We start from the raw sequence: 21,505 nt of genomic DNA, 5'->3' as shown, positions 1-21,505 counted from the left end.
CCATGACGGCACAGACGGGCCGGCGGTTCACTCCGGGCATCGGCCAGTTTCAGTCCCTCTCACGCTCACCCGTTTTCCTGATTTGTCGATGTATCGGCGAACCGGCCCATGGCCGAGTCGACCACATCTCCGTATGACGAATCAGGAGAAACTGGTCGCAATCGGCCTCTCAGATCCTGAGATTCACCCTCTGCGCCGGATGGTTCGATTACGTTCCCTTTCTCGCGTGACCCCGGCCGCAGATCGCCCGTTGTCTTCTGCATGAGCCGGGAACCGCCCGGCGCACGCACCGAGTTCGAGGAGCCACCCGTGCCGCGCATGCTCGACGTCAGCGAGGACGTACGCGCCGAGATCGGCGACGCCGAAGCCGACCGGCTGCTCGTCGGCGACAACACCCCGGGCAGTTACGACTGCACCTCCTGCCGCACCCCCGGCGACTCCGAACAGGAACGCACCAGCACGGTGCTCTTCGTCGGTGACGAAACCGCTGTCCTCGCCTTCGCCCACGCGACCTGCATCCCCTCGCAGGTCGTCCAGGTCGCCGAGGAGCAACTACAGGGCGCCGTACGCAGCATCACCGGCAGCGAAGCGGAGCGCCCTGGGAGCCCGGAGGGTCTCAGCCCCGAACAGGCCGTCCTCGGGATCACCAGCGGCCTCGTCCTGATCGACGACGAGCTCCATCCGGCCCTCGTTGTCGAGCCGACCGGCGCGATCGCCCGCCCGGGCACGGACGGCAGCCGGGGCGACGAATTCCTCCAGCTGCTGCTGGAGCAGGGCTTCCACCCGGTCCACCGGATGGACCGGATGCCCGCGGTGCTGCACGGCTGGTCGGTCCTGCTCGCCATGGGCCAGCTGCACGCCGTGCTCCAGCCCGGCACCGGCGGCGGCGCCCCGGTCGCCTGGTGGCAGGCGCATGCGCCGCTCCAGGTCACCGAGGGCTGGCGGACCGCGGCCAACAAGTCGCAGACCGTGCTCGTCTTCGCCGCTCCGGCGGGGGCGATCGGCCAGCAGCCCCGCGAGGACCTGCTGCGCGACGCTCTGGACAGGGCCGCCGCCGGCGGGCTCCTGGTCGCCGCGGCCATGCCGCTGGCCGGGACCTGATCATGGCCGTCGGCTCCTCGCACCCGCGGCGAACAGCTATTTCTCCGCCGGGCCCGCATCCGACGGACAGCGGGGTCGTTGGCACATACGTGCACCCATACGACTCCTCCCGTCAACGCCCGAGCCCGATCCCTGCCATGCGCCCCTCGCAGGAACCCTCGGGCGGTCAGTCCCACACCCCGATCTACGACGCGCTGTACTCCGAGTACCGCCGGTCGTTCCGGGCGCTGCCGGGTGATCGTAGCGGCGAGGAGCATCTCGGCTTCGTGGCCTTCGGCAGCCGCATCCCGCTCAGCAGCCACTCCGGTCTCTCCACGGGGCTCTCCAGCGGTCTCTCCGTACCCAGCGGGGCCACCGGACACGGCAGCGGCCCGAGCACGCACACCGGCAGCCTCGGCTCCTGGCAGCGGGTGGGCCGGCACTCCGGACGGGCCCAGCCTGCGGCGTTGCCCCCGGGATCGGGATCGCGAGGGGCCTGACCGTACGACGGAGCCCCGGACCCTTTCGTATGCGAAAGGGTCCGGGGCTTCGCCATGGGGCCTTGCGTACTACTTGTTGCGGCCGCGCTTCTCGCGGACCCGCACCGAGATGTGGATCGGGGTGCCCTCGAAACCGAACTCCTCGCGCAGCCGGCGCTCGACGAAGCGCCGATAGCCGTGCTCCAGGAAGCCCGAGGAGAACAGCACGAAGCGCGGCGGCTTGGTGCCCGCCTGGGTGCCGAAGAGGATGCGGGGCTGCTTGCCGCCGCGGACGGGGTGCGGGTGGGAGGCGACGATCTCACCGAGGAAGGCGTTCAGCCGGCCGGTGGGGACGCGGGTCTCCCAGCCGGCGAGGGCGGTCTCGATCGCCGGAACCAGCTTCTCCATGTGCCTGCCGGTGACGGCGGAGACGTTGACCCGCGGGGCCCACGCGATCTGCGCGAGCTCCGTCTCGATCTCGCGCTCCAGGTAGTAGCGACGCTCCTCGTCGAGGGTGTCCCACTTGTTGTACGCGATCACCAGGGCACGCCCGGCCTCCACGGCCATGGTGATGATGCGCTGGTCCTGGACGCTGATGGACTCGCTGGCGTCGATCAGGACGACGGCGACCTCGGCCTTCTCCACGGCGGCGGCGGTACGCAGCGAGGCGTAGTAGTCCGCGCCCTCCTGGAGGTGGACGCGGCGGCGGATACCGGCCGTGTCGATGAACTTCCACGTGATGCCGCCGAGCTCGATCAGCTCGTCGACCGGGTCACGGGTGGTGCCCGCGAGCTCGTTGACGACGACGCGGTCCTCCTTCGCCACCTTGTTCAGCAGCGAGGACTTGCCGACGTTGGGGCGGCCGATGAGGGCGATCCGGCGCGGTCCGCCGATCGCGGTGCCGAAGCGCTGCGCCGGAGCCTCGGGAAGTGCTTCGAGTACGGCGTCGAGCAGGTCGCCGGTACCGCGGCCGTGCAGCGAGGAAACCGGGTGCGGCTCGCCGAGGCCCAGCGACCAGAGCGCGGTGGCGTCCGCCTCACCGCTCTGTCCGTCGACCTTGTTGGCGCACAGCACGACGGGCTTGCCGGCCCGGCGCAGCAGCTTGACGACGGCTTCGTCGGTGTCGGTCGCGCCGACGGTCGAGTCGACCACGAAGACGACCGCGTCGGCGGCCTCGATCGCGTACTCGGCCTGGGCGGCGACGGAGGCGTCGATGCCCAGCACGTCCTGCTCCCAGCCGCCGGTGTCGACGACCTTGAAGCGGCGGCCCGCCCACTCGGCCTCGTAGGTGACGCGGTCGCGGGTGACGCCGGGCTTGTCCTCGACGACCGCCTCACGGCGGCCGATGATCCGGTTCACCAGCGTCGACTTGCCGACATTGGGGCGGCCGACGACGGCGAGCACGGGAAGCGGCCCGTGACCGGCCTCGTCGATCGCGCCCTCGACCTCTTCGGCGTCGAAGCCCTCCTCCGCTGCGAGCTCCATGAACTCCGCGTACTCGGCTTCGCCAAGCGCTCCGTGCTCGTGGTCCGAGCCGTCGGAGTGAATCTGGTCGTTCATGAAGTCCGTTCCTCTTTGCATCATCATCGATGGGCCACGACCACGCGGCCCACTACTCAAGTCTTACCTAGCGCCCGGTGAAACGTCTGGCCTCGTCCAAGTGGGCGGTCAGCCGCCCCTGGATCCGTACAGTCGCCTCGTCCAGCGCCTTGCGCGTCCGCCGCCCACTGCTGCGCGCCCCCTCTTGCGCGTCGAAGGCATCACCGAAGACGACGTCGACCCGGCTGCGCAACGGCGGCAGTGCCGATATCAACCGTCCGCGGCGCTCGGTGCTTCCCAGTACGGCCACGGGCACGATCGGCGCCCCGCTGCGTACCGCGAAGTATGCGAGCCCGGCACGCAGGGAGGCGAAGTCGCCCTCGCCCCTGGTGCCCTCGGGGAAGATCCCGAGCACCCCGCCGTCCTTCAGCACGCCGAGGGCGTGGGTGATGGCGGTGCGGTCGGCGGTCGTGCGGTCCACTTTCAGCTGACCGATTCCGCGCAGGAACGGGTCGAGGGGGCCGACGAACGCCTCTTTCTTGATCAGGAAGTGGACGGGCCGGGGCGCGGTGCCCATCAGCATCGGACCGTCGATATTGTGTGAGTGGTTCACCGCGAGTATGACGGGTCCGGAGGCGGGAACCCGCCACGCACCGAGGACGCGGGGCTTCCACAGCCCGTACATCAGCCCGATGCCGATCCCGCGCCCGACCGCTGCGCCGCGCAGCGTGGGCGAGCCCGTGGCTTGGGTCACTTCCCGGCCCGCTTCTCCTCGACGAGGGTGACGACGCACTCGATGACCTGCGGGAGGGTCAGCTCGGTGGTGTCCACCTCGACGGCGTCGTCCGCCTTGGCCAGCGGGGAGGTCTTGCGGCCGGAATCGGCCGCGTCCCGCTTGATCAGCGCCTCCTTGGTGGTGGCGAGATCGGAGCCCTTGACCTCTCCGCTGCGGCGGGCTGCGCGCGCCTCCGGCGATGCGGTGAGGAAGATCTTCAGGTCGGCGTCGGGCAGCACCGTGGTGCCGATGTCGCGACCCTCGACCACTATGCCGCCCTCGGCGGCGGCGGCGATGGAACGCTGTAGCTCGGTGATCCGCGCACGCACCTCGGGGACCGCGCTGACCGCGCTGACCCGGGAGGTGACCTCCTGCGTACGGATCGGCCCCGAGGCGTCCTCGCCGTCGACGGTGATCGTCGGAGCGGCCGGATCCGTGCCGGAGACGATGACCGGCTTGGCGGCGGCGGTCGCCACCTCCATCGCGTCCTGCACGTCGATGCCGTTGTTCAGCATCCACCAGGTGATCGCCCGGTACTGGGCGCCGGTGTCCAGGTAGCTCAGGCCGAGCTGGGCGGCGACGGCCTTGGACGTGCTCGACTTGCCGGTGCCGGAGGGCCCGTCGATGGCGACGATCACTGCGGCCGGGGCCGTCCGGGCGGCGGCGCTTGCGGTTTCCACGGTGGTGGACACCTTCCTGGTACACGGGGTGGGCGGGACGGGGACGCGCGAACCCGCCCCGCACAAGGTTACCGAGTGTCGGAGCGGTCCTCTGCACCCCTGTGGACAACCGCCTCCCGGGCCCGCCGCCCCGGGCCTACTGGCGCAGCGACCAGCCCCGGTCGCGCAGCGCCGCGCTCAGTTCGGGGGCCGCGCTCGGCTCGACCATCAGCTGGACCAGGCCCGCCTGCTGCCCGGTGGCGTGCTCGATGCGGACGTCCTCGACGTTGACCCCGGCCCGGCCGGCGTCGGCGAAGATCCCGGCCAGTTCGCCCGGCCGGTCACTGATGAGCACGGACACGATCTCGTAGGAGGCGGGGGCCGTCCCGTGCTTGCCGGGCACCCGGACCCGGCCCGCGTTGCCGCGGCGCAGTACGTCCTCGATGCCTTCGGTGCCCTCGCGGCGCTTGTCGTCGTCACCGGACTGCAGACCACGCAGCGCCCGTACCGTCTCGTCCAGATCGGCGGCGACCCCGGCCAGCACGTCGGCGACCGGGCCGGGGTTGGCGGAGAGGATCTCCACCCACATCCGGGGGTCGGAGGCGGCGATCCGGGTGACATCCCTGATGCCCTGGCCGCAGAGGCGGACGGCGGTCTCGTCGGCCTCCTCCAGGCGGGCGGCGACCATCGACGAGATCAGCTGCGGGGTATGGGAGACCAGGGCGACGGCCCGGTCGTGCGCGTCCGCGTCCATGACGACCGGTACGGCGCGGCAGAGCGCGACCAGTTCCAGGGCGAGGTTGAGGACCTCGGTGTCGGTGTCACGGGTCGGGGTGAGGACCCAGGGGCGGCCCTCGAAGAGGTCCGCGGTGGCGGCGAGGGGGCCCGATCGCTCCTTGCCGGCCATGGGGTGCGTACCGATGTACGGCGTGAGGTCGACGCCGCGGGCCTCCAGCTCGCGGCGCGGGCCGCCCTTGACACTGGCGACGTCGAGGTAGCCGCGGGCCACGCCGTCCCGCATGGCGGTGGCCAGCACCGAGGCCACATGGGCGGGCGGCACGGCGATGATCGCCAGGTCGACGCGGCCCTCGGGTGCCTCGTCCGTACCGGCGCCGAGCGCGGCCGCGGTGCGGGCCGATTCGGGGTCGTGGTCGACGAGGTGGACATGGATGCCGCGCCCGGCCAGGGCGAGGGCTGCGGAAGTGCCGACGAGGCCCGTTCCGATGACGAGGGCGGTTCTCACTGGGCGATGTCCTTGCGGAGGGCGGCGGTGGCGCCGAGGTACACGTGCGCGATCTCGGACTTGGGAAGGTACGTCTCGACATGCGCGAGGATGCGCACCACACGGGGCATGGCCCCCACGATGTCCAGTTCCTGGGCGCAGATCAGCGGTACGTCGACGATACCGATCCCGCGTGCCGCGGCGGCCGGGAAGTCGCTGTGCAGATCGGGGGTGGCCGTGAACCAGATGCTGATCAGATCGTCCGCGACGAGGTTGTTGCGCTCCAGGACGGCGGTGAGCAGGGCGCTGACCCGCTCGTCCATGTGTCCGGCCTCGTCCTGATCCAGCTGGACGGCTCCACGGACCGCTCGTACCGCCACGTCGTGCTCCTCGCTCTTTCGTACGTGTCGCGCCTGCTGTCCGCCTGCGTGATCTCTCTGCACGATCAGCCTAGAGGGGAGGCGCGCCCGGTGGCCGGTGTGCTCCCCCAGTGAGACGGGGCGGTGACGTGCACGGACGGGACCGCGGGGTTCACGGTGCTCACCGCGTTCACCGGAACGTGTGCGGCCGGTGCGTGTCGGGCTCATCGGCGAACGTCCCACGCGGCCGGAGGGCTTCGCCACCACGGCGGAGTCCTCCGGCCGCGTGGGACGTTCCGAAGGCACATTTCCTTCCGCTCTTTCTGCGCGGTGACGGCCCGCGGGGCCGCCCTCGGGCCATGTCGATGAGAACCCGGGCTTCTGCCACTTGAGCGGGGCCGGGCCGCCGTCAACCGGCGGTCGCCGGACTGCTCCGCCGGACATCGGCCAGAAGTGCCACCTCCGCGACGTCCGGATGTTCGCTGCCCCTCAGCGCGGCCAGTTCGCCGGGCCAGGGATCCGCCCACCGGGTGGTCCCGCCCGCCCGGGCCACCAGCTCCACCGCGGCCAGTTCCGCAACGGCCGATCCCCGCGCCCGCAGGGCGGCCACCACCGTACCGATCGCCGCGATCGGCACCGCCGGCCGCGGCCCCCGCCACTCGTACCGGATGGCATCGAGGGATCCTGGCCGCTCCCCTGCCAGAACCAGCCACCGGTCCCACCGTTCGACGGTCGCACCGTCCCTCCCCTCGTCCGCCTCGGTCAGCGACGCCAGAGCCGCCGACAGCGCCACTCCGGACGCGGTACGGCCGAGCCCCGCAGCCCGGAGCGCCTCGGTGACGGCGTCCAGGGCGGCAACCGGGCGCGACCCGTACTCCCGCGTCAGCGAGTCGAGGACCAGCAGCGCGTCCCGCCTCTCCCCCTCGCCCGCGGAACGGACCTGGCCCACCACCGCATCGAGCGCACCCGTCAGCGCCGACCGCCCCTCCCGGGTGCCGGCCCATGCGCACAGCAGGCGCGCCGCGTCACCGCGGACCCCGCTCGGGCGGCCGCTGTCGCTCACCGCGGCGGCGACGACTTCGCGGACAGCGGCGGTTCCCGTCATGCCGAGGAGCGCGCGGGCGGCGGCCGTCGCGGCCGCCTTCTCCCCCGTGGCAACCGTCTGCGCGAGGAACCTGCCCAGGGCGTCGGCGGCCGACGGCCGGTCGGGCCGCGCCGCCATCACCCGGTCACGCACCGCCTCATGGTGAAGCTGCGCCGTGAACCGCTCGGCGACACCGGGAGCGTCCATGCGGGTCACGAGCGCCCCGACCATCGTGGCGTGCACGTCACGGTGCTGACCGGGTACGTCCCATCCGGCCAGCACGGCCGCGAAGGCCATCGGCGAGGACAGCGCGGACAGCCCGCGCACGGCCGCCTTCCGGCTGCCGACGGACCCGGTGACATCCAGGACGACCCGGCTGAACCGCGCGACGGCCTCGTCGTCCGGCACCGTGTCGAGCAGGGCCCGCACACCGGTCATCGCGGCCCGCCCCCGTACCCCTCCTCTCCCGGCGTGTCCGAGCAGGAAGTCCAGGGTCCGGGGATGGGCCGGTACTCCGCCGCTGTCGGCAGCGCGCTCCCCCAGCGCGGTGAGGGCGGCCGCGGCAACGGGCTGCGGCGCCGTCCCGGCCAGCGTGCGCAGGCCGTCCGTCTCCCCCATCAGGGCGGCGGCGTCGGTCCGTTCCAGCAGTGGCGCCTCGTCGTCGGCGGCGATACGGGACAGGTGCGCATCGAGTGCGGCACGCTGACGCGGCAGCCAGCGTCCGAGGACGCTCCGGCTCATTCGCGGCACCCAGTGGGGTGGCAGTCCCCAGTCCATGACCGTGTCGAGCAGGTCTGTCCGGCGACGGGCGATCGTTCGCCAGACGACCGGCGCGACGACCGACGAGGGAACGGCAGCGAGGAGTTCGGCGCAGCGTCGCTCCCGGGTGAGCGGGTCCGCGAGCCACAGTTCGGTCGCCTGCCGGGCCTGTTCTCCCTGCGACATGTCCCGTGCCACCCGGCCGATCTCCTCGTCCAGATCGGGGATGTGCGGCAGATGACGTACGAACAGGGCCGCGAACAGCACGCGCGATCGCGCGGCCCACGGGCCGCCGCGCTCCCACATGTGGACGGCCACGTCCCTGCCCGACGGCAGCGGCCGGACGGTTCCGGAGCCGCGCGGGTCGGCGAGGACCTGGACCAGCAGACCGACGACCGCGACGGCCCGGTCCAGGTCACCGTTGCCGGCGGCGCTCACCGCCGTGCGCCGCAGCCACTCCTCGGCGGCCAGGAGCGACGCCCTCGTCGAATCACGGGACTGCACCGTGGTCATCGCGGCGTCCCGCAGAACCGCGTACGGTGCCGCGTCCAGCAACGCCTCCGGGGCGGCGCCGGCCGCGGCCAGGGCCGCGCGGCGCACCTCCTCCTGATCGTGCCAGGCCCGTTCGCAGGAGGTGAGGACACGCGCGTACTCCTGCGGATCGCCGTGCAGTGCGGCGCAGTCCAGCAGCGCGGGCCAGGCGGCCGCCCGTTCGAACGGGCGGTGCGCGGCGGCGAGTTCCCGCAGCCGCGGCTCGCCGTCGGGCAGCGGGAGCAGGGCCGTGACGAAGCTGCGCGCGTACGTCCGGCGCCCGACCCGTCCGTTCAGCCAGCGTGTGGCGATCTCGGCCCTGTCGGCCGGTGCGAGGGCGGCGACGCCGCCGAGTTCGCCCCGCCAGGCGGTGAGCCCGTCGGCGGACCTCGATTCGACCGCTCGCCGCCGTCGCTCCGGCGGCAGCAGAGCGAGCAGCGGCTGCGGCGCCACGTACGACCCGAAGGGCCGCTGCCCCATGGGGGATTCGATGCGCAGGACAGTCGCGAGCAGGACGATGTCCTCCTGCGTGCAGGCCGCGAGGGCGCTCAGCACCCGCCGCGGCAAGAGCCCCGCGGGCAGGGGCAGGCGTTCGGCGCCGGTACGCCGCAATGAGGCCAGTACGGCGGCGGGGTCGTACAGCAGCGCGGCCATCGTCGTGCCGGTGACCAGATGAGGGGCCCGGTCGAGCAGCAGCATCCCGGCCGCCGGATCGCGGGTGCAGAGACGGGGCACGAGGTACCTGCTGCGTGCGCGCAGTCCCCTGGGTTCGGACCGTTCGGCGCTCTTCGTGGGCAGCCGGTCGGCGAGATGGGCGGCGAGCGCGGCCGGCGCGGTCCGGGCGAGGGCGTGCAGAACGCCGAGCGGCAGCCGGACCAGGCGTGGCAGCCATTGTTCGGCCGCTTCGGGCGTGCAGGCGGGCAGCAGTCGGGCCGTGTCCTCGTCGCCGTGGCGTTCGTGGACCTGTGGGAGCAGCCGGTCGGCGAGCGCGGACCGGCCCGACAGCCGGAGAATTCGGTACGTGTGATGACGCACGTCCCTCAGATCACCCAACGCCAGCTCCGCCAGGGTCTGTTCGTCGACCGGAAGCCTGATCGCGGCGGCCAGGGCGCGCGGTCTGAGCAGCGGATCGCCCAGTGCCCGGGAGACGGCGTCGAGGTCGCGGCGGACGACGGCCAGGAACAGCGCCAGTCGGCGTTCATCGGGATTCCCGGCGTCCAGGGCCGTGTGCGCGGCGCGGTAGGCGGTGCCGTCCAGGGAGCGGGTGTGTTCGGCGATGGCCCGCATACGGGCCGGGTACGGCAGGTGTTCGAACCTGGTGTACAGAGCGGTTGCTTCTTCTCTGGGGTACGGAGGTGTCGTCATCGCGCTCACCGGAGGGCGGCGCGGCGAGCCTTTCCGATCATCGTCATGGTGGTGATCGTGACACCGAGGGTCTTCCGGTGCAACACGTTTTCGCCCACGTAACCTCGCCGGCATGATCACCCCTGACTCCGAGGCTCTCGTACGCGACCACACGGTCTACTCCTGCGTGATGGGCTCACGCGCCTTCGGGCTCGCCACGGACGGCAGCGACACCGACCGGCGCGGCGTCTTCCTCGCGCCGACCCCGCTGTTCTGGCGGTTCGACAAGCCACCGACGCATGTCGACGGCCCGGCGAAGGAGCAGTTCTCCTGGGAGCTGGAACGCTTCTGCGAGCTGGCCCTGCGGGCCAACCCCAATGTGCTGGAGTGCCTGCACTCGCCGCTGGTGGAACACGTCGACACGGTGGGCCGTGAACTCCTTTCCCTGCGCGGGGCGTTCCTGTCGCGACTGGCCCATCAGACCTTCGTCCGGTACGCGTTGGGCCAGCACAGGAAGCTGGAGGCGGACGTACGGCAGTACGGGGCGCCGCGCTGGAAGCACGCCATGCATCTGCTGCGGCTGCTGACCAGCGGCCGGGATCTGCTGCGCACGGGCGAGCTCGTGATCGAGGTGGGGCCGGCCCGGGAGGAGCTGCTGGCGGTGAAGCGCGGCGAGGTGCCGTGGCCGGAGGTCGAACGCCGCATGACCCGCCTGGCCGAGGAGAACGACGAGGCGGCCGGGTGCTCCCCGCTCCCCCCACGGCCGGACCGGGCCCGCGTGGAAGACTTCCTGATCCGCACCCGCCGGTCGTCCGCTCTCCGGCCCGACGAGGGGTGAACGGCCCGCCCCCGCCGGTGGGCGGACCGTTCACCCCTGGTCGGGCGGACGTTCAAGCCCGTCCGGCGCTCGAGGACAACGACGCCCACCCCGTCGACCGCGCACGCACCACGAGATCGTGCAGCCCGTCGAACCCACCGGCCACCTCGGGAAGCCTGGATTCCGCCTGCGCCTCGTCAAGCACCCCGTGCAGCATCCCGACGTCCCGGGACACCACTGCGCCGTCCGCGTCCTCCGCTCCCTTGTGCTCGGCCTCGCCCTTCGCGGCGATCAGCTCGGGCAGATACGCCGGAGCGGCCACCTCCCCGAGGAGCGTCGGCAGATGCGCCCGCACCTCACCGCTGCGCATCAGATGGATACCGGTGAGCAGCGCCCGGAACGTGTACAGCAGCGGCTTCAGTTCGCCCGTCCTCTCGAAGAGCCGCCACTGGGTGCGGGCAAAGCCCCGGTAGTGGTGCGCGTGATTGCGGGTGAGCACATCGGGTGCCAGATCCACCAGTTCCGCGTGCAGCTCACTCGTGTGCACAACGAGCGGAGACAGCAACTGTTCCAGCACGTAGCCGTTCGGTTTCAGCATCAACCGCACGAACTTCCGCAGATCATGGGTGACCAGGTCCATCTCGACCCCGCCCCTGTCCCAGATCCGCGAGCGTGTCTCCTCGGGCTTGCGCAGCCCGAGGAGTTCGTCCGCGGGCAGGAGATGGACCCCCCGAAGGTCCACATCCGAGTCCCTGGACGGGAACCCGTACAGATGCGCTCCGGAGACCGTGGCGAACACCAGCGGGTCGCGCTCTTCGGCGAGCACCGGGCCGAAGTCCGTGACCGGCAGCCCGGCCTCTTGCAGGTGCGTTTCCGTACTCATGGATCAAGCGTCCCAGAGCGCCCCCAGCGACAGCAGATCGCTCCGGTACTCGATCCGTTCCGACCACTCCTTGGGCCAGGCCCCCGCCCCCAGGTGCGCACCGGCGAGAGCGCCGGTCAGGCAGCCGAGGGAGTCCGAGTCGCCCCGGGTGCAGGCGGCCCGGCGCAGCGCGGTGACGGGTTCTTCGGGGAAGAGCAGGAAGCAGTGCAGGGCAGTGGCGAGGGCTTCCTCGGCGATCCAGCCGTCGCCGGTGGTCTCGCAGGGGTCGGTCTCCGGGGACGGGTCGCGCAGGGCGTCCTGGACGCGGGCCAGCGCGGTGAGGCATTCGTCCCAGCCGCGCTGGATGTACAGCTCCGGGGAGGAGTCGCCCGCGTACCGCCAGAGGTCGCCGAGCCAGCGCGTGAGGTAGCGGCTGCTGTTCTCGTACGCGTAACTGCGCAGTTGCCCGATCAGACCCATCGGCTCCGCTCCCTGCGCCAGCAGGTACACCGCGCGGGCCATCAGGTCGGACGCGGCGAGGGCGGTCGGGTGGCCGTGGGTGAGGGCGGCCTGCAACTGGGCGGCGCCGGAGCGCTGTTCTTCGCTCAGCCCCGGCACGAGCCCGACCGGCGCGACCCGCATATTGGCGCCGCAGCCCTTGGAGCCGGTCTGGCTGGCCTCCTGCCAGAGCCGGTCGCTGTCGAGCAGGCGGCAGGCGGTCATGCAGGTGCGGCCGGGGGCGCGGTTGTTGTCGGGCGAGTGGTACCAGTCGACGAACTCCTCGCGCACCGGGCGGACCAGCCGCAGCGGGGTGAGCAGCCCGCGGTCCATGGCGGTACGGATGCCCCGCCCCAGGGCCAGCGTCATCTGGGTGTCGTCGGTGACGATCGCCGGCTTCGGCAGTCGCATCTGACGCCACGGCCCGCACTTGGCAAGGATCGACGGCACGTTGTTGAACTCGGTCGGGAAGCCCAGTGCATCGCCGAGCGCGAGCCCGGTCAGTGCGCCGGTGGCGGCCTGTTTGGTGATGGTCCTGGTCACGATCACGTGGTTCTTCCTTCCGGTCTCAGGAGTGGAGGGTGCAGGGCGGTAGCGGCACCCGCCCGGTAGAGCGCGGCCGGTTTCCCCCGTCCGCCGGTGCGGCGCGGCGATCCCTCCACGGCCTGGACGAAGCCGGGCGTGGTGAGGACCTTGCGCCGGAAGTTGGGCCGGTCCAGTTCGACGCCCCAGACCGTCTCGTACACCTGCTGGAGTTCCCCCAGGGTGAATTCGGGCGGGCAGAAGGCGGTGGCCAGACAGCTGTACTCGAGTTTGGCGCCGATCCGGTCGTGTGCGTCGGCGAGGATGCGGTCGTGGTCGAAGGCGAGGGATCCGGGTGCTCCGGCGTCCCACCACCGGGCGCTGGCCGCATCGCCGCCGCTGTGCGGTTCGGGCAGGTCGGGTACGAGTGCGGCGTAGGCGACGGAGACGACCCGCATCCTCGGGTCGCGGTCCGGATCGCTGTAGGTACGCAGCTGTTCCAGGTGGAGGGCCGAGACGGTGTGCTCGGTCAGTCCGGTCTCCTCGGCGAGCTCCCGGCGGGCGGCGTCCTCTGCGGACTCCCGGGGCAGGACGAAGCCGCCGGGCAGCGCCCAGTGGCCCTTGTACGGGTCCTCGCCCCTTTCGACGAGCAGGACATGCAGCCGGGTGCCACGGACCGTGAAGACGGCGAGGTCGACCGTGACCGCGAAGGGTGCGAAGGCGTACGGGTCGTAGCCTGCGGGGACACCGGTGCTCATCGGTGCTCCGGGAGGGGTGCGGCGAAGTTCCAGCCGGCGGCGAGCAGGGTGTCGACGGCGGCGACCGCGGTGGCCAGGCGTTCCTGACGGGTTCCGGTGAGTTCGATGAACTCCCTTCCGGTGCGGGTCAGTTCGGCCCGGAACCGGTCGGTCATCCAGGGCCGCAGCTCCTCGCCGTCGCGCAGCCCGTCGTCCTCGAAGGCGACGCCCTCGTGGTCGGTGAGCAGCCACAGATGGTGGGCGACCCGGTCGGCGGTCTCCTCGACGAGCGGGTTGCGGCCGCCGATGTACCGCTCGTGCCAGACGGTGGTCGCGAAGGAGTCGGTGTCGCAGAAGAGCACCGGCGACCCGGTGCGCGCGGCCGCTTCCTCCTTGGCGTTCTGCACCTCGGCGATCTGCGGGAAGTCGTCAGTGGTGAAGGTGACGTCCTCCCACTGGGCCGCGGGCCACCGGGTGCGCAGCGCGGCCAGCTTCTGTTCGCTGAACTCCCGCCCGTACTCGGCGACGTAACGGGTCTGCGCCCAGACGCCGCCGCGCCGCCGGTAGTGGTCGGCGAGGGCCCGGGCCATCGTGGTGGTGCCGGTGGACTCGGCGCCGAGGACGACGATCCGGCGGGTGAGCGCGGCCCGTACGGGCGGTTCGAGGAAGTCCCAGCAGCCGACCGGGTCCTTGCGGACGGCGGTGCCGGAGACCGGGAAGACCGTGCGGTCGGGGTCGACGCAGACGGACTCGGCACCGAACCGGCGGGCCAGTTCGTCCCCGTACGACTCCGAGGTGAAGACGGCGTCCACCGGCTCGGGCACGGCCCCGGTGAAGACGGCCATGTGCGCGTCCCAGATCACCGGGTCGTGGAGATCCATGCGGATGTCGTCGACGGCGCCCACGACCCTTACGTCCGGGTGCACCTCCCGCATCCAGGCCACCCGGTCGGCGAGCGGTACGGACTCGACGGAGGCGGCGCAGACCAGGACGGTCAGCCGCTCGCAGCGGTCCTGCGCGGTGCGGACGAGGTGGTGGTGACCGGCGTGCGGCGGGTAGAACTTGCCGAGGACGAGCCCGTGTGCGAAGCGCTTCACGCCGCTGCCCCGTGGAAACCGACCACTCACAGCGACCCCCACGCCCCGGCCCACGCCGACCTCGCACCCGGGTGCCGCCGCCGTCTCCACGGGCTGCCGCTGCTGCGCGGCGAGATCGCGCTGCCAGTTGCGCAGGCCGATCAGGCACAGCGTCAGGAAACCGACGTACAGCAGGGAGGTCAGATAGAGCTCCTTGTACGCGTACAGCGGGATGTACACCACGTCGGCGGCGATCCAGAGCCACCACGACTCGACGAGCTTCCTGCACTGCCCGTACGTAGCCGTCAGGGACAGCGCGGTCGTCAGGGCGTCCCAGAAGGGCACGGTCGAGTCGGTGGCGTGGTCGAGCAGGACGGTGAGGGCGAAGGCCCCCACCACCCCTGCCGCGAGCAGCCAGGCCCATTCGGTGCGTGTGGTGCGCCGCACCGGCAGGTCCGGTGTCCCCGGTCCACCCCCGTGGGTCCAGGTCCACCAGCCGTACGCGGCAAGGGCGATGAAGACGATCTGGAGGCCGGCGTCGGCGTACAGACCGGACTGGGCGAACAGCAGGATGAAAAAGATGTTGTTGGCGATGCCGATCGGCCAGTTGGCGAGGTGCTGGCGGGCCACGAGCCAGACGCACAGCGCTCCGCTGCCGAAGCCGAGCACCTCGGTCCAGCTGACCGGAGTGTCGAGGACCGTCACCAGAGGTTGCTGCAGGGGATCGAGGAAATCCGCGAGACTCACTCCGCCTCCTTAATAGTCAGTCTGACTATAAAGGTGGAACGGCCGCAGCAAAAGGCCCGCGGCCGATTCCTGTTCGAAAATCGAAAGCAGGAACCGGCCGCGGGTCTCGGAACGGACGGAGCCGGGTTACAGACCGACCTCGCGCATCAGCATGCCCACCTCGGTGTTGGTGAGGCGGCGCAGCCAGCCGGACTTCTGGTCGCCCAGCGGGATCGGCCCGAAGGACGTCCGCACGAGCCGCTCGACCGGGAAGCCCGCCTCGGCCAGCATCCGGCGGACGATGTGCTTGCGGCCCTCGTGGAGGGTCACCTCGACCAGGTAGTTCTTGCCGGTGTTCTCGACGACCCGGAAGTGGTCGGCGCGGGCGTACCCGTCCTCCAACTGGATGCCGTCCTTGAGCCGCTTGCCCAGATCGCGCGGGAGCGGTCCCTGGATGGCGGCCAGGTAGGTCTTCTTCACCCCGTACTTGGGGTGGGTCAGCCGGTGGGCCAGCTCGCCGTGGTTGGTGAGCATGATGATGCCCTCGGTCTCGGTGTCCAGCCGGCCGACGTGGAAGAGCCGCGTCTCACGGTTGGTGACGTAGTCGCCGAGGCACTGGCGGCCGTCCGGGTCCTCCATGGAGGAGACGACACCGGCGGGCTTGTTCAGCGCGAAGAAGAGGTACGACTGGGCGGCGACGGTCAGACCGTCGACCTTGATCTCGTCCTTGTGCACATCGACGCGCATGCCCTGCTCGACGACGATCTCGCCGTTGACCTCGACACGCGACTGCTCGATCAGTTCCTCGCACGCACGGCGCGAGCCCATGCCGGCCCGGGCGAGGACCTTCTGCAGCCGCTCGCCCTCCTGCTCGGCGCCCGGGTGGGTCTTGGGCGTCCTGATGTCGGGCTTGCCCGCGTACCTGTCCCGGTTGCGCTGCTCGATCTTGGCGTCGAGCTCACGCGGACGGGACGGGGCGCCCTGGCGACGCGGGCCGCCGCTCCGGCCGCTACCGGCCTGCGCGGGCTTCGGGCCGCCCTTCGCACCGCCGCGGGCCGCCGCGCCGCGGCCCTTGCGGGGTCCTTCGCCGCTCTTCTCCCCGGTGGAGCCCACGTCGTAGCGACGCTCCTCGGGCCGGGGCCGGCGGGGACGCTGCTCCTGCTTGCCGTCGCGCCCGGCGCCGGCACCCCGGGGATTCCGGTTGCCGCCGCTCTTGCCGCTGCCGCTTCCGCTGTTCCTGCCACTGCTTCGCATCAAAATTCCGTCTTGTCGTCTGCGTGAGTATCCGGGGTGTCCGGTGCGTCCGGATCGAACGACGGCACACCCTCTAGCGTCTCAGCCTCGATCGCGTCCGCCTCGGGAAGGAAGGGCGCGAGCTCCGGGAGCTCATCCAGGCCACGCAGGCCCATCCGCTCCAGAAAGTAGTTCGTCGTCCTGTACAGGATCGCACCTGTTTCGGGTTCCGCGCCCGCCTCCTCGACGAGACCCCTCTGCAGCAGGGTCCGCATGACCCCGTCACAGTTCACACCGCGGACCGCGGAGACCCTCGACCGGCTGACCGGCTGGCGGTACGCGACCACCGCCAGAGTCTCCAGAGCCGCCTGCGTGAGACGGGCCTGCTGGCCGTCCAGGACGAAGCCCTCGACGGCCGCCGCGTACTCCGGGCGGGTATAGAAGCGCCAGCCGCCCGCGACCAGCCTCAGATCGAAACCGCGACGCTGCACGGTGTACTCGTCGGCCAGCTCCCGCAGCGCGTCGGCGACGGCTCTGCGGGGCCGCTCCAGCACCTTGGCGAGGTGCTCCTCGGTGGCGGGCTCGTCGACGACCATGAGGACGGCCTCCAGGGCGGGCTTGAGATCAAGATCCGCGACGGTGGAGCCGGTGGTGTCCTGCTGACTCATGCCTTCACATCCTCGGAGACGTCCTGCACCTCGGTGTCGAACTCGTCCGTCACGACGGGCTCGGCCCCCTCTCCCCCGGACCAGCGCACCAGGAGCTCCCCGAGCGCCTCGTCCTGGTCGAGCGCGACGGCCTTCTCCCGGTACAGCTCCAGCAGCGCGAGGAACCTGGCGACGACGGTGAGGGTGTCCGGGGCGTCCTCGGTGAGCACCCGGAAACTGATCTCCCCGGCCTCCCGCAGCCGCGCCACCACGATCTCGGCCTGTTCCCGCACGCTGACCAGCGGCGCGTGGATGTGGTCGACGTACACCTGCGGCTCGGGCTTCGGCTGCATCGCCTTCACGGCCAGCGCGGCGAACCCCTCGGCCCCGATGCTGATGACGACCTCGGGCAGCAGCTCGGCATGGTGCGGCTCCAGCCCCACGGTCCGCGGAAAGCGCCGCCCCTCCGACTCCAGCCGATCGCTGAAGATCTCCGCGATGCGTTTGTACGCGCGGTACTGGAGCAGCCGGGCGAAGAGCAGATCCCGCGCTTCGAGCAGCGCCAGATCCGCCTCGTCCTCCACCTCGGCTGCGGGCAGCAGCCGGGCGGCCTTCAGATCGAGCAGGGTCGCGGCGACCACGAGGAACTCGGTGGCCTGGTCCAGATCCCAGTCCGGCCCCATGGCGCGGATGTGCCCCATGAACTCGTCGGTGACCTTGGACAGTGCGACTTCGGTCACATCCAGCTTGTGCTTGGAGATGAGCTGCAGAAGCAGATCGAACGGCCCCTCGAAGTTCGCCAGCCGAACAGTGAACCGCCCGTCGTCGGCGGGCCCGGGGTGCGAGCCGGCGGTCCCTGCCGGTACGACGGGCTCGGAGGGTGAGCCGGGTGGTGTCGGTACGGCGGGCTCGGGAGGCGTTGCGGGCACCTCGGGGGCGGCGGTCCCGGCGGACGCTGCCGCATCGGCCACCGATGGTTCAGGGGACGCTTCCGCGGCTTCGGGAAGAGACGGGGCGGCGGATTCACCGTCGATGCCCCCGTCCCCCGCCGGCCCCGGCGCAGGCCGACCGCCCGGGCCGCGGCCCAAGGGGCGGCGCGGGGTACGGGCGGACTCGTCGGTCGTCGGCATGAAGGTCCAGGGGCAGCGGGATACGGGCGGCGGGCAGTGGCCCGTACGGGGCAGGCCGGACACCCGCCGGCGTCGGCACTCCGGGCAGGCTACCGGCGCCCCGCCGGTCAGCGGCCGCGCAGCCGCCGTACGAGGATGCTCGCGTCGCCCCGCGACTCCAGGTCCGCGAGAACCACCGCGACCGCCTCGCGGACGATCCGCCCTCGGTCGACCGCGAGCCCGTGCTCACCGCGGAGCACGAGACGGGCGTGTTCGAGGTCCATCAGTTCCTCGGCCGAGACATAGACGGTGATCTTCTCGTCGTGACGCTCCCGGCCGCTGGGCCGCCGGTTCGCCCCGCGCCCGCCTCCGCGCCTGCGCTGCTGCTGAACGGCGGGGGCGGCAACCGTCTCCTGCGCGGACGACGGCGCGGGCGACTGCGTGGACGGCGAGGACTGCTGAGCCCTGCGACCCGGCTGCCCTGCCACCACGCCCCGGTCACCGTCTGCGCCGCGGCTGCGCGATCCCCCCGCGTCGGCGTCGGCCGCGGAGTGCTCCTCCCGCGCAGGGGCCGCGGTGCCGGCTGCGGCCTCCGCCGCGCCCGCCCCGGATCCGTCGGCCGCGGGATCGCTCTCCCCGGCAGGGCCGGGCACCCGGGCCTCGCCGTTCGCCTTGCGCCGCCGGTCCGCGGGGGACGAGGCCTGCAGCCCCATCCCCCCGGTGGTACGGAACAGTTCGTCGGCCCCGGGCAGACTCACTCGGCGTGACACCGGGCGAGCACCTCCCTGGCGAGCTGGCGATAGGCGGCGGCACCGACCGAGTTGGAGGCGTACGTGGTGATGGGCTCGCCGGCGACCGTGGTCTCCGGGAAGCGCACCGTGCGCCCGATGACCGTGTGGTAGACGTGATCGTCGAAGGCCTCGACGACGCGCGCGAGGACCTCGCGGCTGTGCACCGTACGGGAGTCGTACATCGTGGCGAGGATGCCGTCGAGCTCCAGATCCGGGTTGAGCCGCTCCTGGACCTTCTCGATGGTCTCGGTGAGCAGCGCCACACCTCGCAGCGCGAAGAATTCGCACTCGAGCGGCACTATCACCTTGTGGGCCGCCGTCAGGGCGTTCACGGTGAGCAGCCCCAGCGAGGGCTGACAGTCGATCACGATGTAGTCGTAGTCGGCCATCAGCGGCTTCAGGGCGCGCTGCAGCGTGGACTCCCGGGCCACCTCGCTCACCAGCTGCACCTCGGCAGCCGACAGGTCGATGTTGCTGGGCAGCAGGTCCATGTTCGGGACCGCGGTCTTCAGCAGGACCTCGTCGGCGGACATGCCCCGCTCCATGAGCAGGTTGTAGACCGTGAGGTCGAGCTCCATCGGGTTGACGCCGAGCCCGACCGACAGGGCTCCCTGCGGGTCGAAGTCGACGAGCAGGACGCGGCGCCCGTACTCCGCGAGTGCGGCACCCAGGTTGATGGTCGACGTGGTCTTGCCGACGCCGCCCTTCTGGTTGCACATCGCGATGATCTTCGCGGGACCGTGATCGGTCAGCGGGCCCGGGATCGGGAAGTAGGGCAGGGGCCGACCGGTCGGGCCGATCCGCTCGCGGCGCTGGCGGGCAGCGTCGGGCGCGAGGGTGGCCGCGTACTCCGGATCGGGCTCGTACTCGGCGTCGGGGTCGTAGAAGTGCCCCTGGGGCACCTCGTCGAAGTCGGCGAAGTGGGCGGTCTCTCGGCCACTCTCGTTGCCGGCCATGGCGTTCACGTTTAGGCCGTCCATCATCTGGGGGGCTGTCGTCATGTGCTGGTGGGTGGCGAAGGTGCGGACAGCGACGGAGCCGACAGCCTCCAGCCCGTTCGGGCTCTGGCCCCGTGCAGGCATCCCTGGTTGAACACCCCCGGGAGTAAATGTCGACTCATTCACAAGTCGTCTTACCTCCTTGGACGTGACCAGGAAACTTATCGATAGGTCAGCGTGGCACCATGCCGACGATTGGCGACTCTATGGCGTGTCACCGCTCCGCAGCAACACAATCCGCCGGACCCGGCCCGATGTGTCGGCAATCGAACACCTCCCTGTCAAGGGCAGGCAGCCACCGAGGCGCACTTTCAGCGGGTGCACGAATCGGTTGAAGGGTTACGTTCGAGACGAGTTGGACGAGGGCCTCACAGGGGCCCGGCATGCGTCCGGCCGGACCTTGCTGAGCAAGGTCCGGCCGGACGCATGAGGTTGACGGGAGATGTTGACCCGTCAGCCGAGAAGCGAGCTCAGCTCGACGTGCTCGAGGCCGTGAGCCTCGGCCACCTCGCGGTAAACGACCTGCCCGTCATGGGTGTTGAGGCCCTTGGCGAGCGCGGCATCGCGGCGCAGCGCCTCGACCCAGCCGCGGTTGGCGAGCTCCAGGATGTACGGCAGCGTGGCGTTGGTGAGCGCGTACGTGGAGGTGTTGGGCACGGCGCCCGGCATGTTGGCGACGCAGTAGAAGACCGAGTTGTGGACCATGAAGGTCGGCTCGGCGTGCGTCGTCGGGTGCGAGTCCTCGAAGCAGCCACCCTGGTCGATCGCAATGTCGACAAGTACACTTCCGGGCTTCATCTTGGCGACGAGCTCGTTGGTGACCAGCTTCGGGGCCTTCGCACCGGGGATCAGCACGGCGCCCACGACGAGGTCGGCCTCGAGGACGGCCTTCTCCAGCTCGAAGGCGTTGGAGACGACGGTCTTCACCTTGGTGCCGAAGACCTTGTCGGCCTCGCGCAGCTTGTTGATGTCCCGGTCGAGCAGCGTGACGTGGAAGCCGAGACCGACGGCGATCTGCGTGGCGTTCCAGCCGGAGACACCGCCACCGATGACGACGGCCTCGGCGGGCGCCGTGCCCGGGACGCCGCCCGGCAGCACGCCGCGGCCGCCGACCGAGCGCATCAGGTGGTAGGCGCCGACCTGCGGGGCCAGCCGGCCCGCGACCTCGGACATCGGGGCGAGCAGCGGCAGCGCGCGGTTCGCGGTCTCCACGGTCTCGTACGCGATCGCGGTGGTGCCGGACTCCAGCAGCGCGTCCGTGCACTCGCGGGAGGCGGCGAGGTGCAGGTAGGTGAAGAGCGTCTGGTCCTTGCGGAGGCGGTGGTACTCCTCAGCGACCGGCTCCTTGACCTTGAGCAGCAGGTCGGCGGTGGCCCAGACCTCGTCGGCGGTGGGGAGGATCTGCGCCCCGGCGGCGACGTACTCCTCATCCGTGATGGAGGAGCCGGCCCCGGCATTCTCCTCGACGACGACCTGGTGGCCGTGGCGTACGAGCTCGTTCACACCGGCGGGCGTGATCGCCACGCGGAACTCGTTGTTCTTGACTTCGCGGGGGATGCCGACCTTCACGTCGATCACGGTCCTTGGCTCAGAGGGTTACCCGGGCATAGCTATACATACCCGGATAGACACAGCGTAAATGGAGACACCGCGAACAC

Annotated in this window: 19 protein-coding genes and 1 pseudogene; 3 read left to right on the top strand and 17 right to left on the bottom strand. The window is 71.2% G+C overall.

Features of this window, described 5'->3' with window-relative positions:
- The first annotated feature begins 309 nt into the window (after window positions 1-309).
- A complete protein-coding gene (locus GA0115254_RS03530) occupies window positions 310-1,101 on the top strand; it encodes a hypothetical protein (protein ID WP_093893818.1) in 792 nt (263 codons plus the stop codon).
- 137 nt (window positions 1,102-1,238) lie between these two features.
- Entirely contained in the window at window positions 1,239-1,580 is a 342-nt protein-coding gene (locus tag GA0115254_RS03525; RefSeq protein ID WP_093893783.1) for a hypothetical protein, read from the top strand.
- Window positions 1,581-1,649: 69 nt separating this feature from the next.
- Here the strand turns inward: GA0115254_RS03525 and der are convergent, their stop codons facing one another.
- From der to GA0115254_RS03495, 6 genes are all read right to left on the bottom strand, one after another.
- Entirely contained in the window at window positions 1,650-3,119 is a 1,470-nt protein-coding gene (gene der, locus GA0115254_RS03520) for a ribosome biogenesis GTPase Der (RefSeq protein WP_093893782.1), read from the bottom strand.
- 67 nt (window positions 3,120-3,186) lie between these two features.
- Window positions 3,187-3,852 (bottom strand): lysophospholipid acyltransferase family protein, encoded by a 666-nt coding sequence (locus GA0115254_RS03515; RefSeq protein WP_093893781.1) that lies wholly within the window; start codon window positions 3,850-3,852, stop codon window positions 3,187-3,189.
- Window positions 3,849-4,565: a (d)CMP kinase gene (cmk, locus tag GA0115254_RS03510; RefSeq protein ID WP_093893780.1), complete on the bottom strand. Its 717-nt coding sequence runs from the start codon at window positions 4,563-4,565 to the stop codon at window positions 3,849-3,851. The genes GA0115254_RS03515 and cmk overlap by 4 nt, the downstream gene beginning before the upstream one ends.
- Before the next feature lie 124 nt (window positions 4,566-4,689).
- Entirely contained in the window at window positions 4,690-5,775 is a 1,086-nt protein-coding gene (locus GA0115254_RS03505; protein WP_093893779.1) for a prephenate dehydrogenase, read from the bottom strand.
- On the bottom strand, window positions 5,772-6,134 hold the full coding sequence (aroH, locus tag GA0115254_RS03500) for a chorismate mutase (protein ID WP_093893778.1): 363 nt from the start codon (window positions 6,132-6,134) through the stop codon (window positions 5,772-5,774). The genes GA0115254_RS03505 and aroH overlap by 4 nt, the downstream gene beginning before the upstream one ends.
- 388 nt (window positions 6,135-6,522) lie before the next feature.
- Window positions 6,523-9,852, bottom strand: coding sequence for a hypothetical protein (locus tag GA0115254_RS03495; protein ID WP_141720760.1), 3,330 nt, complete (start codon window positions 9,850-9,852; stop codon window positions 6,523-6,525).
- Between the two features lie 112 nt (window positions 9,853-9,964).
- Between GA0115254_RS03495 and GA0115254_RS03490 the strand changes: the two genes are divergently transcribed.
- A complete protein-coding gene (locus GA0115254_RS03490) occupies window positions 9,965-10,669 on the top strand; it encodes a nucleotidyltransferase domain-containing protein (RefSeq protein ID WP_093893776.1) in 705 nt (234 codons plus the stop codon).
- A gap of 52 nt (window positions 10,670-10,721) precedes the next feature.
- On the opposite strand, the gene GA0115254_RS03485 is transcribed toward GA0115254_RS03490, so the two are convergent.
- The 11 genes and pseudogenes from GA0115254_RS03485 to ald all read right to left on the bottom strand — a co-directional run bounded on the left by GA0115254_RS03485 (window position 10,722) and on the right by ald (window position 21,416).
- A complete protein-coding gene (locus GA0115254_RS03485) occupies window positions 10,722-11,531 on the bottom strand; it encodes a nucleotidyltransferase domain-containing protein (protein WP_093893775.1) in 810 nt (269 codons plus the stop codon).
- A 3-nt stretch (window positions 11,532-11,534) separates the two neighbouring features.
- Window positions 11,535-12,557 (bottom strand): ADP-ribosylglycohydrolase family protein, encoded by a 1,023-nt coding sequence (locus GA0115254_RS03480; protein WP_093893774.1) that lies wholly within the window; start codon window positions 12,555-12,557, stop codon window positions 11,535-11,537.
- Entirely contained in the window at window positions 12,554-13,288 is a 735-nt protein-coding gene (locus GA0115254_RS03475) for an NUDIX hydrolase (RefSeq protein WP_093893773.1), read from the bottom strand. The genes GA0115254_RS03480 and GA0115254_RS03475 overlap by 4 nt, the downstream gene beginning before the upstream one ends.
- Window positions 13,285-14,364 carry an AAA family ATPase gene (locus GA0115254_RS03470; protein WP_093893817.1) on the bottom strand — a complete coding sequence of 360 codons (1,080 nt, stop codon included), beginning with the start codon at window positions 14,362-14,364 and terminating at the stop codon, window positions 13,285-13,287. The genes GA0115254_RS03475 and GA0115254_RS03470 overlap by 4 nt, the downstream gene beginning before the upstream one ends.
- A gap of 72 nt (window positions 14,365-14,436) precedes the next feature.
- Window positions 14,437-15,090, bottom strand: a pseudogene (gene pnuC, locus GA0115254_RS03465) (nicotinamide riboside transporter PnuC); the annotation flags it as partial.
- Window positions 15,091-15,216: 126 nt separating this feature from the next.
- Entirely contained in the window at window positions 15,217-16,323 is a 1,107-nt protein-coding gene (locus GA0115254_RS03460; RefSeq protein WP_093893772.1) for a pseudouridine synthase, read from the bottom strand.
- The gene (gene scpB, locus GA0115254_RS03455; protein ID WP_093893771.1) at window positions 16,323-16,970 is read right to left on the bottom strand and encodes an SMC-Scp complex subunit ScpB; all 648 of its coding nucleotides are present in this window, start codon (window positions 16,968-16,970) and stop codon (window positions 16,323-16,325) included. The genes GA0115254_RS03460 and scpB overlap by 1 nt, the downstream gene beginning before the upstream one ends.
- A complete protein-coding gene (locus GA0115254_RS03450; protein ID WP_093893770.1) occupies window positions 16,967-18,079 on the bottom strand; it encodes a segregation and condensation protein A in 1,113 nt (370 codons plus the stop codon). The genes scpB and GA0115254_RS03450 overlap by 4 nt, the downstream gene beginning before the upstream one ends.
- A 107-nt stretch (window positions 18,080-18,186) precedes the next feature.
- Window positions 18,187-18,816 carry a hypothetical protein gene (locus tag GA0115254_RS03445; protein ID WP_093893769.1) on the bottom strand — a complete coding sequence of 210 codons (630 nt, stop codon included), beginning with the start codon at window positions 18,814-18,816 and terminating at the stop codon, window positions 18,187-18,189.
- Complete coding sequence (locus tag GA0115254_RS03440; RefSeq protein ID WP_093893768.1) at window positions 18,813-19,931, bottom strand: ParA family protein; 1,119 nt, start codon at window positions 19,929-19,931, stop codon at window positions 18,813-18,815. The genes GA0115254_RS03445 and GA0115254_RS03440 overlap by 4 nt, the downstream gene beginning before the upstream one ends.
- Before the next feature lie 369 nt (window positions 19,932-20,300).
- On the bottom strand, window positions 20,301-21,416 hold the full coding sequence (gene ald, locus GA0115254_RS03435) for an alanine dehydrogenase (RefSeq protein ID WP_093893816.1): 1,116 nt from the start codon (window positions 21,414-21,416) through the stop codon (window positions 20,301-20,303).
- Between the last annotated feature and the right edge of the window lie 89 nt (window positions 21,417-21,505).

The organism is Streptomyces sp. Ncost-T10-10d, assembly GCF_900091955.1.
Lineage (GTDB): Bacteria > Actinomycetota > Actinomycetes > Streptomycetales > Streptomycetaceae > Streptomyces.
This window is presented reverse-complemented; position numbering and strand designations above follow the sequence as displayed.